This is a genomic window from Geminicoccus sp., assembly GCF_035556675.1.
Taxonomy (GTDB): Bacteria; Pseudomonadota; Alphaproteobacteria; order Geminicoccales; family Geminicoccaceae; genus Geminicoccus.
Genome location: NZ_DATMFZ010000346.1, coordinates 1 through 14,202, shown reverse-complemented (window position 1 = coordinate 14,202; position 14,202 = coordinate 1). Strand labels below are relative to the sequence as shown.

The window sequence follows — 14,202 nt, the reverse complement described above, 5'->3', positions numbered from 1 at the left end:
CGACGGCAGTACTTGCGGTTGGACGGCCTACGGCTCGAGGATCACCTTGATCGCTTCCTTGCGCCGGGCGAGCTCGAAGCCTTCCAGTGCCGCGGAGAGCGGCAGGCGATGCGAGATCATCTGGCCGAGCTGGTCGCCATGGCGGGCCAGATGGTCCAGCACGCGCGGCCAGGCCGCGGCATGCGTGTCGTGCGCGGTGCGGAGCTGCTTCTTGTCCCGGACCAGCCGGGTCAGGTCGATCTGCAGCGGCTCGGAGTGGATGCCGGCCACCACCAGGATGCCGCTGGAACGCAGCACGGCCAGACCGTCATGGATCGAGCGGATCGCCCCGGTCGCCTCGATCACTCGGTCGACCGGACGGCCGGCGATGCGCATGACCGCATCCGCCAGCTTCTCCTGCTTCAGGTCGACCAGGTGCTGCAGGCCCATCCGGCGGCCGCAGTCCAGCCGCAGCGGGTCGTCATAGCCGGCCAGGATCACCGGATCGGCACCCTGCTGCCGGGCCAGCCAGGCGATGCCCAGGCCGATCGGTCCCGGACCCAGCACCAGCACGGCGTCACCGGGCTCGATCGCGGCGACGTCGACCGCGTTCTGGCCGACGCAGAGCGGCTCGGCCATTGCGGCCAGGTGCAGGTCCAGGCCGTCGGGCAGGCGGATGCAGCTGGCGGCGGGCACGGTCACCTCGCGGGCGTAGCCGCCGTCCTGGTGCAGGCCGATGATCCGGCGCTCCTGGCAGTCCTGGCGGCGGCCGGACCGGCAGGCCCGGCAGGTGCCACAGCCGACAGTCGGCCACACGGTGACCAGGTCGCCTTCTGCCAGGTTCGTGACGTCCGGCCCCAGCCTGGCGACCCGCCCGGCGAACTCGTGGCCCAGCGTGAGCGGCAGGTGCGGGACCATGAATTCGTAGCCGGCCGTCCACTCATAGGCGTGGATGTCCGAACCGCAGATGCCCACCGCCCTGACCTCGACGGTCACCTCGCCCGGACCGGGCTCGGCCGGTGGCGCCACGTCCTGGAGGTGCAGCCCGAAGGCGGCTTCGGTCTTCTTCAGTGCAAGCATCATCGATCCTGGAAGATCATCGATCGGGCGGGCCGCGCCATGGGCGGCCGAACATGGTGCACGGCAGTCAGACGGGACTGGTGGCTGTTCTTGTCACGGCTCATTACCTCCCTTAAGGTGTTATCTGTAGTTTGTTATAACAAATGACTGCATGGGAGGCGGTTGGATGTCAAGCCGGCCGCAGGCCGCGGATGAACCGGGGGAGCCCAGCGGCACCGGCTTCTCCCGCATCACCAAGGAAAGCCTGAGCGATCGCGCCTACCAGGAGATCCGCAGCGCGCTGATGCGCAGCCGCCTGCGGCCGGGCCAGAAGCTGCAGCTCCGGCCGCTCTCGGCGGAACTGGGGCTGAGCGCCACCCCGGTCCGCGAGGCGCTGCTTCGGCTGGTCTCGGAGCAGGCCCTGGAACTGGACGAGCGCGGCACCGCCGTGGTGCCGCGGCTGGACCGCGCGCGGCTCCAGGAAGTGCGCGACCTGCGTGCCGAGCTGGAGGGGAAGTCGGCTGCGCGCGCCGCGGAGATCGCCGATCCGGCGGAGATCGCCCGGCTGGAGGAGATCCACGCCGGCATCCCCGCGGCCCTGGCCGAGGAGCGCTTCCAGCGCGCGGTGGAGTTGAACGAGCGGTTCCACCTGGAACTGTGCGCCATGGGCCGGCTGCCGATCCTCTTCCAGTTCGTGACCACGCTCTGGCTGCGCTGCGGGCCGATCCTCTCGCATCTCTATGACGACGGGGTGATGGAGTGGGACCCCCATCCGCATGTGCGGATCATCGAGGCGCTGCACCGGCGCGATCCCGAGGCGGCGCGGGCGGCGATGCGCCAGGACATCATCGAGGGCGGCAGCGGACTGCTGCGCTATGTGGACGAAGCGACGCCGCCTTGACGGAGGCCGCGGCTTGCTTCCAAGGGCGTTGGTGAAACGATTCAGCAAACGACAAGGGAGGCGGCAGGCATGGAAGCGCTGCTGTTCAGGCAGATCGGTGATGCGCAGGTCACCGAGGTCCCCGATCCGGAGCCCGGGCCGGGCTGCGTGATCGTGCAGGTGGCCAATACCGGCGTGTGCCACACCGACATCGACATCCTGCATGGCCGCTACATGTGCGCCTTCCCGGTGATCCCCGGCCACGAGATCGCGGGCACGGTGGTGGCGGTGGGCGAGGGGGTGCCGGGCAGCCTGGCGGGTACCCGGGTCGCGGTCGATCCGCTCCTGCCGTGCGGCACCTGCCGGGCCTGCCGGGCCGGGAGGCCCAGCCTGTGCGCTGACCTGCAGGGCTATGGCGCCACGCGCGATGGCGGCTTCGCCCCACTGATGGCGGTCGCGGCGAAGAACGTCCACCCGATCGGTGACCTGCCCTTCCATGTCGCGGCGCTGGCCGAGCCGTTCGCCTGCGTGATGCACGGCGTCGACCGGGCCAAGGTCGAGCCCGGCATGCGTGCCCTGATGTTTGGGGCCGGGCCGATCGGGCTGATGATGATGCTGGGCCTGCAGGCGCGGGGTGTTACCGACGTCACGATGGTCGACCTGGAGCCGACCCGGCTGCGCCAGGCCGAGGCTCTGGGTGCGGCGGCCACGGCGGACGGGGCCAGCGTCCAGCCGGCTGCGCTCGGCGACGGCTTCGACCTGGTGGTGGACTGCACCGGTGTGGCCGAGGTCTGTGCCCGGATGCCGGCATTCGCCCGCGATGGCGCGACCATCCTGATCTTCGGCGTCTGCCCGCCGGCGGCCCGCGCTGCGTTCAGTCCCTACGAGATCTTCCGCCGCGAGCTGACCCTGATCGGCAGCCACTCGCTCTGCTTCAACCTGCCGGACGCACTGGAGGTGCTGCAGGGGCTGGGGAGTAAAGCGGAGGCGCTGGTCTCGCATCGCCTCCCGCTGGCCGAGATCGCCCGGCAGCTCGCCCATCCGCTGAAGACCGGCACGATGAAGGTCCAGTACGACGCCGCTGCCTAGGCGTTCATGGTGCCAGGTCGGGGCGGGTCACCAGCCGGTCAGCTCGGCCCAGAACCGGCGGAAGGCCGCGCGCGAGGAATCGCGGGGAATGGCGAACACCTCGACCGGACCCTGCACCTCCTGGCCCGGGCCGACCCTGGCACGGATGCCCCAGAAGCCGATGTCCGCATTGCCCTGCAGGCCGTAGCGCAGGTCGGTGGCCTCCACGAGCCTGCCGCCGTTGCCGTCCGACTCCTCCCGCCAGAGCAGCTTGTCCATGGCGAACCAGCGGAACAGGACGGCCTGCTCGGTGGCGGCCACGGCGTTAGTGGCGGTGGAACGTTCTTGCGGGAAGGTCTGCCACGTGATCGGCTTGGGGTTGAGCACCGAGTAGTAGCCGACATGGGCGGCTTCGGGGGTGAGCGCCACCACCCGGCGGTAGTAGGGCTGGAACAGGAGCGGGTAGGCGTCGATCTCGGCGGGGCCGTCGAACTGCTCCGCGGCGATCTGCTGGACCCGGTCGTTGATCGCCCAGCCCATGCAGGAATAGACGCCGATGAACAGCAGCGCTGCCCCGGCCACGTCCTGGGCCAGGGCCGGCCGGGCGCGCAGGGAGCCGAACAGGAGGGCCACCACCAGGACCAGCGAATAGAGCGGGTCGATGATCGGCATCGCGTTGATCGCGAACCGGTACGTGCTGAACGGCCAGAGCAGCTGGGTGCCGTAGCTGGTGAACAGGTCGATGAGCGGATGGGTGATCAGGGCCAGGATCGACAGCCAGATCCAGGCGCGCAGCGTGTCGCGGTTCGCCACGTCCGGCCGCTCCTGGACCATCGCCCGGTGCAGGCGCCAGAACAGCCAGCCGAACAGGGGACCGACCAGCGGGCCGAACAGGAGCGAGTGGGTCAGGCTGCGATGATACTGCCAGTTGGCGAATGGGCCGGCGACCCAGCCCACCACCACGTCCAGGTCCGGGACCATGCCGAGCAGGGCGCCGGCCACCATGGCCTTGCGGCCGAGCCGGCGGCGGAAGCCGGCCTGCGCCACCGTGGCGCCGAACAGCATCTGCGTGACCGTGTCCATCCAGGCTCCTTCTGCTTGGCCGGCATGGTGATAGCGAGGCCGGCGGGGCTGCGCCTAGTGGGCTGACGGGCTCGCGGTTGATCACGCCGGTGGGGCCGTCAAGATTGTTCCGGTAGCCTGCTCTTCAAGAGGACCCGGATGCTCCTGACTCCCCGCCGGACACTCCTGGCGCTGCTGCCGCCGGCCCTGGGCTTCGCCCGCCCGGGCCGGGCACTGCCGCCGCCGGGACTGGCCGGCAATGCGATTCGCCAGCGGGCGGAAGCGATCCCGCGCCTGCATGCGCTGATCGTGGCGAAGGCGGGGGAGGTCGTGCTGGCGGAGCGCCTGCGCGGACCGGCGCTGGACCGGCCGGTCAACGTCAAGTCGGTGTCCAAGGCGGTGCTGACAGCATTGGCCGGGATCGCGATCGGCAAGGGCGTGCTCCAGGGTACCGGGCAGAAGCTGGCCGACGTGCTGAGCGACCTGGTCCCGGCCGAGGCCGACCCGCGGGTAGGGGAGATCACGATCGGCCACCTGCTCTCGATGCAGGCCGGGCTCGCCTCGACCTCGGGGGCCAATTACGGCGCCTGGGTGAACAGCCGGAACTGGGTCCGCCATATCCTGACCCGGCCGTTCGAGACCGAGCCCGGCGGCTGGATGGTCTATTCCACCGGCACCTCGCATCTCCTGTCCGCAGCGCTCACCATGGCCAGTGGCGAGAGCACGCTGAGCCTGGCGCGCGCCTGGCTGGGCCGGCCGCTCGACATCACCATCCCGGCCTGGGACCGCGACCCGCAGGGCATCTATCTGGGCGGCAACAACATGGCGCTCTCGCCGCGCGCCCTGCTGGCGTTCGGCGAGCTCTACCGCAACGACGGCATGGTCGGCGAGACACGGGTCCTGCCGGTGGGCTGGGTGGCCGAATCCTGGCAGGAGCGCACGATCTCCAACTGGACCGGCGACGGCTACGGCTATGGCTGGTTCAGCCGCGAGGTCAAAGGCCATCCCGTCCGGTTCGCCTGGGGCTATGGCGGGCAGATGCTGTTCGTGGTGCCGGACCTGGCGCTGACCGTGGTGATGACCTCCGACCCGAGCCCCCGGCCGCGGGGCGATGGCCATGTCGATGCGCTGCACGATCTGCTGGGCGAGCTGATCCTGCCTACGGCGGCAGGGATCGGGGAATGAGATAAGTGCGGCTTGCTTCACTGCCTGGTCAGCCCTATCCGCTGATCCAGGAGGAAGCAGATCAGGTGAAGGCGGTATTCACCCACAAGCTCGGCTCGATCTACGACGATCTTCCCGAAGAACGATACCATTTTCCGGCGACCTACCGGCGGCAGGTCGAGGAAGCGGTCGGCGACTTCATCGTCTACTATGAACCGCGGCGGGGCGGATCGGAGAATGACGGCTATCGCGGCCGGCAGGCCTATGTGGCGACCGCACGCGTGGTCGATATCCGTCCGGATCCGCAACGGCCGGATCACTTCTATGCCGCAATCCAGGACTACATCCCCTTCCCGAACCCGGTGCCGTTCCGCGAGGGTGGGCAGTACCGCGAGCGGTTCCTGGTCCGGGCCGATGGGGCCACCAGCAAGGGGGCGTTCGGCCGGGCGGTGCGGGCGCTGCCCGAGGTGGAGTACGAGGCGATCGTGGCGGCGGGCTTCGGTGCCGACCTGCTGATCGCGGGGGCGCCCGCAGAGCCAGGATATCGGGGGCTGGAGGAGCCGCCCGCTCTGTTTCAGCGGCCGGTGGTGGAGCAGCTCACCAACCGCCTGTTCCGCGACCGGGTGTTCGCCAAGAGCGTGCAGACGGCCTACGCGGAGACCTGCGCCTTCACCGATCTGCGGATCGTCAATGGCGGCGGCCGCACCGAGGCAGAGGCGGCGCATATCCGGCCGGTCGCCGCGCAAGGTCCGGACTCGGTGCGCAACGGGATTGCGCTGAGCGGAACCGTGCACTGGATGTTCGACCGCGGGCTCGTCTCGATCGCGCCGGATCACTCCATCCTGGTCGCCAGGAGTGGCGTGCCCGAGGCGGCCCTGCGCTGGTTCCGGCCGGACCGGCGCATCCGCCTGCCGTGCGATCCACGGCAATGGCCGCATCCGGCCTTTCTCGAATGGCATCGACAGCAGGTCTTCAAGGGCTGACCATCCGCCAGTCCTGCTGCTGTGGAACCCAGGCGCGACACGGCCGCTTCGGACGATGCCAGGTGGGGGACAAGCAGGATGATCAAGGGACGGCACGCGGCCGGGCTGCTCATGGGGCTGATGCTCCTCGGATGTGCGCCGCTGCAGCGTGAGGAGGCGGTGGAGAGCAGCGTGCCGGAGCCGGCGCGCGAGGTGGAGATCGGGCGCTATCTGGGCCGCTGGTACGAGGTGGCGCGCTACGAGAACGAGTTCGAGACCGACTGCGAGGGCGTGACCGCCGACTACAGCCTCCAGCCGGACGGCAAGGTCAAGGTGGTCAACACCTGCCGCAAGGGGGCGGTGGACGGCGAGGTCGAGACCGCCGAGGGAACGGCCGAGATGGTGCCGGGCTCCCGCGGGGCGAAGCTCAAGGTGACCTTCTTCTGGCCGTTCTCCGGCGACTACTGGGTGCTGGACCGGGCGGTCGACTATAGCTGGGCGCTCGTCGGCGAGCCGGAGCGGGAGTATTTCTGGATCCTGAGCCGGGAGCCGGTGCCGGACCAGCACCTCATGGACGAGCTGCTGGCCCGGGCGGAGGAGCTGGGCTACGACCCGGGGCGGATCCGGCTGGTCGCCCAGCCGCCCGCCGAGACCACGCCGCCCGACCTGACATCCCCTGAGCTCACGCCGCCCGGCTGACGGGCGGCCGGTCCGGGCCGAGCTCCGGCAAGGCTCCGGTCCAGCGCTCGATCTCGACCAGGCAGCTCTGGGCGCTCGGCGCCTGGCTCAGGCTGGACGCGCCCTTGTCCAGGCTCAGCACGTTGGCGTTGCCGCGCAGGTCCAGGCCGAACGGGGTCTGCGGGTCGTACCAGGCGCCGGTCGCGAGCTGGACCACGCCCGGGATCAGGTCGTCCGTGACGATCACCCCGGCCAGGACCTGGCCGCGTTCGTTCCAGATCCGCACGATGTCGCCGTCCTTCAGGCCACGGGCTGCCGCGTCGGAAGGTGCCATCCGCACGGGCTCGCGGCCCTGGATCTTGCTCCTCCGGCTGGCGCCGGCGCCGTCCAGCTGGGAATGGAGCCGGCCGGCCGGCTGGGGCGAGAGCAGGTGGAGCGGGAAGCGCTCGGCCCTGGGGCTGCCCAGCCATTCGACCGGCGCCAGCCAGGCCGGATGGCCCGGGCAGTCCGGATAGCCGAAGCCGGCGATCTTCTCGGAGAACAGCTCGATCCGCCCGGACGGGGTCTTGAGCGGCCGGCGGTCCGGATCGGCGCGGAAGTCGGCGAACAGGACGTGGGGCTGGTCCGGTACCGGCAGGCGCACATGGCCGGCCTGCCAGAACGTGTCGAAGTCGGGCAGGCTGTTGCTGCGGTCGCGGGTCCGGCCGCGCTCGTAGAGCAGGCGCAGCCAGTCCATCTCGCCCCGGCCCTCGGTGAAGGCTTCGGCCACCCCGGCGCGCTCGGCCAGACCGGTGAAGATCGCGAAGTCGGAGCGGGCCTCGCCCACCGGGTCGATCGCCTGCTGCATCGCGATCAGGAAGTCGTCCTGGCGCGAGCCGCCGATGTCGTTGCGCTCTAGCGTGGTGGTGGCCGGCAGCACGATGTCGGCATGGCGCGCGGTGGCGGTCCAGTAGCTCTCGTTGACCACCACGGTCTCGGGCTGGCGGAAGGCGTGGACCAGCCGGTTCAGGTCCTGGTGGTGGTGGAACGGGTTGCCGCCGCACCAGTAGACCAGGCGGGTGTCCGGATAGGTACGGGTCTCGCCGTCATACTGGTAGGTGCCGCCCGGGTTCAGCAGCAGGTCGGAGATCCGCGCCAGCGGGATCCAGCTGTCGATCGGGTTGAGCCCTTGTGAATGGGTGGGCGGGCCGCTCAGGGGCCGCTTCTGGCCATTGCCGCCCATGGCGCTGTAGCCGAAGGCGAAGCCGCCGCCGGGCAGGCCGATCTGGCCCAGCATCGCCGCCAGCGCCACGGCCGCCCAATAGGGCTGCTCGCCATGGTCGGCGCGCTGGAGGCCCCAGGCGAGATTAATCATGGTGCGGGTGCCGGCCATGCGGCGGGCGAGGTCCCGAATCGTGGCGGCCGGCAGGCCGGTGATCGGCTCGGCCCATTCCGGGGTCTTGGCGGTGCCGTCGCCCTCGCCGGCGAGATAGGCCAGGAACCGGTCGACCCCGGCGCAGTAGCGGTCGAGGAAGCCCTGGTCGTGGCGGTTCTCAGCTACCAGGGTCTGGCAGAGCGCCAGGATCAGGGCGGTGTCGGTGTTGGGCCGAAGCGGCAGCCAGTCGGCCTCGGTCCATTCCGGCAGGTCGGCGCGGTGTGGGCCGATATTGACGAATGCGACCCCGGCCTCGCGCATCCGGCGCACCCAGCTCTCGGTGGTATGGTGGCCGATCCCGCCGGGCTCGACCTGGGCGTTCTTCAGCGGCAGGCCGCCGAAGCAGACGAACAGCTTCGTGTTCGCGGCGAGGTCGTCCCAACTGGACAAGGGCCCGCCCACCGGCGCCAGGCTGCCAACCACATGGGGCAGGATGGTGATCGCCGCAGCGTAGCTGTAGTTCTGGATGCTGACCGTGGAGCCGCCGGTCAGGTTCATGTAGCGCTGGAGCTGGCTCTTGGCGTGGTGGAAGCGGCCGGCCGACGACCAGCCATAGGAGCCGGAATAGACCGAGGCGGGGCCGTGCTCGGCGCGCACCCGGGCCAGCTCCTCGGCCACCAGGTCCAGCGCCTGGTCCCAGCCGACCGGCACGAACCGCCCAGTGCCGCGGGTCTCGCGTGAGGCGCCGCGCCGTTTCAGCCAGTCCTCGCGCACCATGGGCTGGCGCACCCGCGCCGGGCCCTGCACCGCTTCCGGCAGGTTGGACAGGATCGGCGAGGGCGTGGGGTCGCCCTCGAACGGCAGGGCATCGACCAGCCGGCCGTCCTCGACCACGGCATAGAAGGCACCCCAATGGGCGCAATGGGTGAAGCGGCCGCTACGACGCAAGACAGGGGCTCCGGGCAGGCTGACGCTGGATGGGCGGGATCATCGACGGGATCGGCCCGGCCGTCACGGGGGTCGTGCGGCGCCCGATAGGCACAGGCGGGTTCAACTTCTATTAACTACTTGAAATAAAATGGCTATTCGGCCGCTCGGGTTCGTTTGTGCAAATTCGCATGCACAAGGCCGTTCCCCGGTGGCATCAGAGCCAGAACGGGCAGCATAGCATGAGTCAGGCCAACTGGCGACGCACAGGAGAAGGGTTGCCGTTGTTTGCGTGGTGCGGGACTGGCCAAGCTGACATGTTCCAGTCTCCAGAACGGAAACCATACAGTTTCCGAAAAGAATCACCGGCGAGTCCGGTGCAATCAATGTGGCTGTGGAGGCGCCCTTCCTGAGGACGCCTGCCCGATCGATGTTCTGCCGTCCAAGGTAAGACATTGATCAGTATTCAGAAGTATGAATGGATCGGGCGAAACAACTGGTTGATTCAGCCAATAGGTTTGCGAGAAGCCAGCTGGGTTGCCGATTCCGGCAGCTTAATATCGTAGCCGATGCGATAGAAAAATTGGCCGGCAGGCTCGCCGTTCTTGACGACATCTCGCGCCACGATCCCGCTCAGCCGCCCGAAGTGATCGTCGAGCGAGTTCGTCTCGAGCTGGCTGCGCTTCAGGGCGAACAGGATCGCATTCTTGCCGCGCATCGCGTCCGGCTCGAACCAGTAATCATACATCAGGCTGCTCTCGCCGAGCACGCCGCGCCCGACCGAGTTCCAGATGCCGTCATGGTCCTCGCGGTCGTAGAAGGCGAGCTGGCTTGCCAGGAAGTAGGTGTCCATTCCGACGAGCACCGGCTCCTGGCCGGTCGCCGCCTCGACATCCCGTTCGATCAGTTCTGCGGCATGACCGAACTCCTCCCAGGCCACCGGCAGCGTGGTGAGGCGGCCGACATAGCCGACTCCGGGAAAACCCAGGACGAGGTAGTGCAGGCCGAGGCCATAGATCACGAGCGTGCTCGCGATCGTCGGGACCCATAGCCGCCGCATGAGGCGGTCGGCCCTGGATGCCCTGCCGGCGGTGGCCACGATGGCCGCGGAGATCGCCGGCAGCAGCGCGAGCCAGACAGGCCCGGTCCAGTTCAGCTTGACCGGATGGAGGAGGCTGAACGCGACAAACACGGACAGCGGGACGAGCGTGTAGATCAGGATGAAGAGCGATCGGCGGGCGGCATGCGGTGCGGCTGGCGTGGGCTTCAGTTGGCTCTTCGACAGGAGAGCCGTCACTGCGGCTACCAGCCCGAACGGTGTGAGCAGGAGTGCTGCGGCGGCGATCAGGGCCGGCAGCGAGAACCCGGACGAACCCTGGAGGCGCCGGGTGCTCTGAAACGCGAAGGATGCCCAGTCATGGGCCGCGTTCCACACGATCACGGGCGAGAACAGCAGCACGGCGGCGGCGATTGCCAGATAGGGCTCGGGCCGCAGCAGCCAGTGCCGCGCGCGGCGGTCGAACAGGAGGAAGACCAGCGTCGCCGGGCCCAGGAGTGCGATCGTGTACTTGGACAGCATGCCGAGGCCGGCGCAGATCCCGACACCCCACCATGCCCGGCGATGTTCCCCGACGAGCGCCCGCTCCAGGAAGTACAGCGCGCCCGCCCAGGCGGCGGTAAGGGGCGCGTCGGGCATCATCAGGAAGCCGGAGGCAAAGAAGAATGGCAGGACCGAGACGAGCAGAACGCTGACGAACCCCGCCGACTTGCCGAAGAGATCGCGGGCGAGCCGGAAGGCGAAGAAGGCGGTCGCGAGCCAGGAAAGGTAGGCGCCCAGGCGCACGCCCAGCTCGGTGTCGCCGAACAGGCGCGTCCCCAGCCAGATCAGCCAGGCGACCATCGGCGGATGATCGAGATAGCCGATGTCGAGATGCTGGGCGTAGTTCCAGTAGTAGGCTTCCTCCGGCAGCAGGTCCGCAAGGCCCAGGAAGACCAGCCGCAGGACCAGGACATATGCCAGCACGCCGATGGCCGCCATGCGCCATCGGGTGGCCGGCGTCACGCGCGGGCCCAGGCAGGGCCAGACGAAGAACGCGCTGCCCAGATAGTTGACGATCGCGGCTGCGCCGACGCCGAAGAGGATGGCGATCTGAGGCGGCCAGCCGAACAGCTCGACCGCACCGGCGAGGACGCCGCCACGCAGCGCGAATGCCAGCAGGCAGACGGTCAGGTAGCGGGTGTACCGCCCCCAGTCCGGTTCCCGGCGCGCATCCGCCTGGGCGAAGGCCCAGCGGGAATTCAGGAGGTAGTTGGAGATCGTGGCAACGGCGAAGCCCCCGATATGAGACGCCGTCAGGCCCAGCCCATATGCGAACAGGATCTGAAAGATCAGGAGATCGACACCGAGCCCGATCAGGCCGACCCCGGCGAAACGGGTGGCGTTGCCGAGCGAAACGGCCCCGCCCATCAGCGCCAGCAGGCGGCGGGCGTAGGCCAGCATCTGCCCCCAGCCGATCTTCGATTCGCCGCGGACCCGGTCGCGGAAGACGATCGGGACCTCGGTGAGCCGGAAGTCGTCACCGCCACTGGCGATGACCTCCAGGCCGATCTTGAAGCCGGCGGCTTCCGGCTCCACCGCCAGGAGCCGGTCCTTGCGCACGGCGAAGAAGCCCGACATCGGATCCTTCAGCTCGGTCAGGGGCCAGGCCAGGGCGCCGCCGGCACGGGAGAGCAGGCGGCGCGGCCACGGCCAGTCGGGCGTCGCACCGCCCGGCACGTAGCGGCTGCCGACCACCATGTCGCTCGTGCCGTCGAGAATGGGTCGGACCAGATCCCGGATCCGCCGCGGCGGGTGGCTCAGATCTGCGTCCATGACCACGACGATGTCGCCTGCGGCGTGCCTCGCCGCGGCCAGGACATCGCCAGCCAGTCCCCTGCTGCCGCCTTCCACCACGAGGCGGACGGGCGCCTCGCCTTCCCAGGCCCGGACGCGGTCGACCGTCCCATCGGTCGACCCGCCATCGGCGACGATGATCTCCAGGATGGTGTCGGGACCAGTTTCCGTAATAATCGAAGATAAAATCACGTCGATGTTATCGATCTCGTCGAGGGTCGGCACAACAACGGAAACAAGTGTTTGATGCACGGTCGAGATGAACATGAAGCGACAGCACCTTTAAGACTTCGGATACGGCACCGCCGATCTGGCGGGTTGCTGTCGCATTATTGTCGCAACATCTGACAACAGGCTGACAGGCGCAAGCATGCGCGCGTCCGTCATCTCCGGACTGGCCCAGCCAATCGGGTTCCCTGACGATCCTCTCCGCCGACGCCATGCTGCTCGGCCAGCTGGCCCGCGCCGCAGGTGCGTATGGCAGCCAGAGGGGGTGCAAGCAGGCTGGAGAACAGCATGAGTCCGTCCCCCTGGCCGCTGCTCACTCCAGCAGGTCCGCCTTCCCCAGGCTGGTGACGCCGAACAGGGTGACGGTGCCGTCGGCGGGCCAGCCGAACTGGCCGGCGTCGATCACCATGGACTGGCGGGTGACGCCGTTCAGGGTGAAGGCGGTGACGGAGACGGCCTGGTCGGCGGCGGTGATGCTGCCGCTCTTGTCGGAATCGAGCTGGGCGAAGGTGAGGGTGGCGTCGAACTCGCTGCCGTCGATGCCGTAATAGACCGAGACGCTGAACTGGAGCCGGTCCTCGCCGCTTGTGAAGTCGGTGACGACGTCTTCCAAGTGCAGGTCGTGCATCCCGGGAAGGTCGAACAGGCCGTCGATGTCGGTCAGATCGAAGGCGAACAGGTCCTGGCCGGCATTGCCGGTCAGGGTGTCGGCGCCGGCCCCGCCATGGAGCGTGTCGTCGCCCGAGCCGCCCTGGAGCCGGTCGTCATCGTCGTCGCCCCAGATCTGGTCGTTATCAGAGCCGCCCTGGAGCTGGTCGTTGCCGAAGCCGCCGATCAGCTGGTCGTTGCCGGCCTCGCCGTCCATCCGGTCGCCGTCGATGCCGCCGATGCCGACGTCGTTGCCCGAGCCTGCGGCCAGGATCATCCTTCCGTGGATCTCCGGTTCCAGCTCGTCCGGCATCTCGATGCGGTCGTTGCCGGAGCCGCCCGCCACCTGCTCGACGCCGCCGCCCGGCAGGATCAAGTCGTTGCCGCTGCCGCCATCCAGCCGGTCGTCGCCGAGGCCGCCATAGAGGTCGTCGTTGCCGGCCTGGCCGGACAGGGTGTCGTTGCCGAGGTCGCCCCAGATCCGGTCGCGGTCGTTGCCGCCGGTGGCCGTGTCATGGCCGTCGCCGCCGCTGATCAGGTCGGTGCCGGTATCGCCGGAGATCCGGTCGTTGCCGGCCTCGCCACGCAGGAGGTCGTTGCCGGAGCCGCCATAAAGCTCGTCGTTGCCGGTGCCGCCCAGGATCGTGTCGTTGCCGGGGTCGCCCCAGAGCCGGTCGCGGTCGTTGCCGCCCTCGATCCGGTCATCGCCGGAACCGCCACTGACGAGGTCGGTGCCACTCTGGCCGAAGATCCGGTCGTTGCCGGATCTGCCATAGAGCAAGTCGTTGCCGGACCCGCTGAAGATGGTGTCGTTGCCACCCAGGGCATCGATCGTGTCGCGGCCTGCCGTTCCGATCAGGCGATCATTGCCGCTGGTGCCGATCAATTTCACCATCCGTCCAGCCTCCGCCGGAAAGATCTGCAGCCATTACCGGAACGACTTGATGTCGACCGATCATGGCATGCTGATCTTCTGCGGAAGACAGGTCAAGGACGGCGGGTGACGCCGGCCTCGGTGACGACCAGCTGCATCGGAATGTCGTGGGGCTGCGGGCGGATGGTGGGGATGGCCTGCAGCGCGTAGCCGATGCCGATGGCCTGGTAGCTGCTCAAGGTGGCCAGGGTGCGGTCGAAATAGCCGCCGCCATAGCCTAGGCGGTAGCAGTCGGGGTCGAAGCCCACCACCGGCGCCAGCACCAGGTCGGGGGTCACGGCCTCGCCATCGGCCGGGACCGGGATGTTCCAGATGCCGCGCTCCATCCGGCAGCCCGGGCGCCAGGCGCGGAACTGGAGCGGCGCG

General features: G+C 68.9%; 11 protein-coding genes. 5 read left to right on the top strand and 6 right to left on the bottom strand.

The window, feature by feature from the left end; translation table 11 throughout:
* Positions 1–27: 27 nt before the first annotated feature.
* A complete protein-coding gene (locus VNS22_RS24165) occupies positions 28–1,059 on the bottom strand; it encodes a zinc-dependent alcohol dehydrogenase (RefSeq protein ID WP_325737067.1) in 1,032 nt (343 codons plus the stop codon).
* A gap of 166 nt (positions 1,060–1,225) precedes the next feature.
* Between VNS22_RS24165 and VNS22_RS24160 the strand changes: the two genes are divergently transcribed.
* Entirely contained in the window at positions 1,226–1,939 is a 714-nt protein-coding gene (locus VNS22_RS24160) for a GntR family transcriptional regulator (RefSeq protein WP_325737065.1), read from the top strand.
* 69 nt (positions 1,940–2,008) lie between these two features.
* Entirely contained in the window at positions 2,009–3,007 is a 999-nt protein-coding gene (locus VNS22_RS24155) for a zinc-dependent alcohol dehydrogenase family protein (protein WP_325737063.1), read from the top strand.
* A 27-nt stretch (positions 3,008–3,034) separates the two neighbouring features.
* Here the strand turns inward: VNS22_RS24155 and VNS22_RS24150 are convergent, their stop codons facing one another.
* Complete coding sequence (locus VNS22_RS24150; protein ID WP_325737062.1) at positions 3,035–4,069, bottom strand: metal-dependent hydrolase; 1,035 nt, start codon at positions 4,067–4,069, stop codon at positions 3,035–3,037.
* 138 nt (positions 4,070–4,207) lie between these two features.
* Here VNS22_RS24150 and VNS22_RS24145 point away from each other — a divergent pair, with 138 nt between their 5' ends.
* The 3 genes from VNS22_RS24145 (at position 4,208) to VNS22_RS24135 (ending at position 6,873) form a co-directional block, all read left to right on the top strand.
* A complete protein-coding gene (locus VNS22_RS24145; protein WP_325737060.1) occupies positions 4,208–5,233 on the top strand; it encodes a serine hydrolase in 1,026 nt (341 codons plus the stop codon).
* A gap of 5 nt (positions 5,234–5,238) precedes the next feature.
* Positions 5,239–6,195, top strand: coding sequence for an HNH endonuclease (locus VNS22_RS24140; RefSeq protein ID WP_325737058.1), 957 nt, complete (start codon positions 5,239–5,241; stop codon positions 6,193–6,195).
* 78 nt (positions 6,196–6,273) lie between these two features.
* The gene (locus tag VNS22_RS24135) at positions 6,274–6,873 is read left to right on the top strand and encodes a lipocalin family protein (protein WP_325737056.1); all 600 of its coding nucleotides are present in this window, start codon (positions 6,274–6,276) and stop codon (positions 6,871–6,873) included.
* Here VNS22_RS24135 and VNS22_RS24130 read toward each other — a convergent pair.
* From VNS22_RS24130 to VNS22_RS24115, 4 genes are all read right to left on the bottom strand, one after another.
* Complete coding sequence (locus VNS22_RS24130; protein WP_325737054.1) at positions 6,857–9,154, bottom strand: molybdopterin-dependent oxidoreductase; 2,298 nt, start codon at positions 9,152–9,154, stop codon at positions 6,857–6,859. The two genes, VNS22_RS24135 and VNS22_RS24130, sit on opposite strands and share 17 nt — an antisense overlap.
* A gap of 484 nt (positions 9,155–9,638) precedes the next feature.
* Positions 9,639–12,293: a glycosyltransferase family 39 protein gene (locus tag VNS22_RS24125; RefSeq protein ID WP_325737052.1), complete on the bottom strand. Its 2,655-nt coding sequence runs from the start codon at positions 12,291–12,293 to the stop codon at positions 9,639–9,641.
* A 274-nt stretch (positions 12,294–12,567) separates the two neighbouring features.
* On the bottom strand, positions 12,568–13,797 hold the full coding sequence (locus tag VNS22_RS24120; protein WP_325737050.1) for a calcium-binding protein: 1,230 nt from the start codon (positions 13,795–13,797) through the stop codon (positions 12,568–12,570).
* A 92-nt stretch (positions 13,798–13,889) separates the two neighbouring features.
* The coding region (locus tag VNS22_RS24115) for a 5-formyltetrahydrofolate cyclo-ligase (protein WP_325737048.1) at positions 13,890–14,202 on the bottom strand (313 nt) is incomplete at its 5' end.

What these genes read in the sequence shown, in the direction of transcription:
- VNS22_RS24120 (WP_325737050.1), bottom strand. Translation starts at nt 13,797, where the DNA reads ATGGTGAAATTGATCGGCACCAGCGGCAATGATCGCCTGATCGGAACG.
- VNS22_RS24145 (WP_325737060.1), top strand. Translation starts at nt 4,208, where the DNA reads ATGCTCCTGACTCCCCGCCGGACACTCCTGGCGCTGCTGCCGCCGGCC.
- VNS22_RS24125 (WP_325737052.1), bottom strand. Translation starts at nt 12,293, where the DNA reads ATGTTCATCTCGACCGTGCATCAAACACTTGTTTCCGTTGTTGTGCCG.
- VNS22_RS24155 (WP_325737063.1), top strand. Translation starts at nt 2,009, where the DNA reads ATGGAAGCGCTGCTGTTCAGGCAGATCGGTGATGCGCAGGTCACCGAG.
- VNS22_RS24160 (WP_325737065.1), top strand. Translation starts at nt 1,226, where the DNA reads ATGTCAAGCCGGCCGCAGGCCGCGGATGAACCGGGGGAGCCCAGCGGC.
- VNS22_RS24165 (WP_325737067.1), bottom strand. Translation starts at nt 1,059, where the DNA reads ATGCTTGCACTGAAGAAGACCGAAGCCGCCTTCGGGCTGCACCTCCAG.
- VNS22_RS24135 (WP_325737056.1), top strand. Translation starts at nt 6,274, where the DNA reads ATGATCAAGGGACGGCACGCGGCCGGGCTGCTCATGGGGCTGATGCTC.
- VNS22_RS24150 (WP_325737062.1), bottom strand. Translation starts at nt 4,069, where the DNA reads ATGGACACGGTCACGCAGATGCTGTTCGGCGCCACGGTGGCGCAGGCC.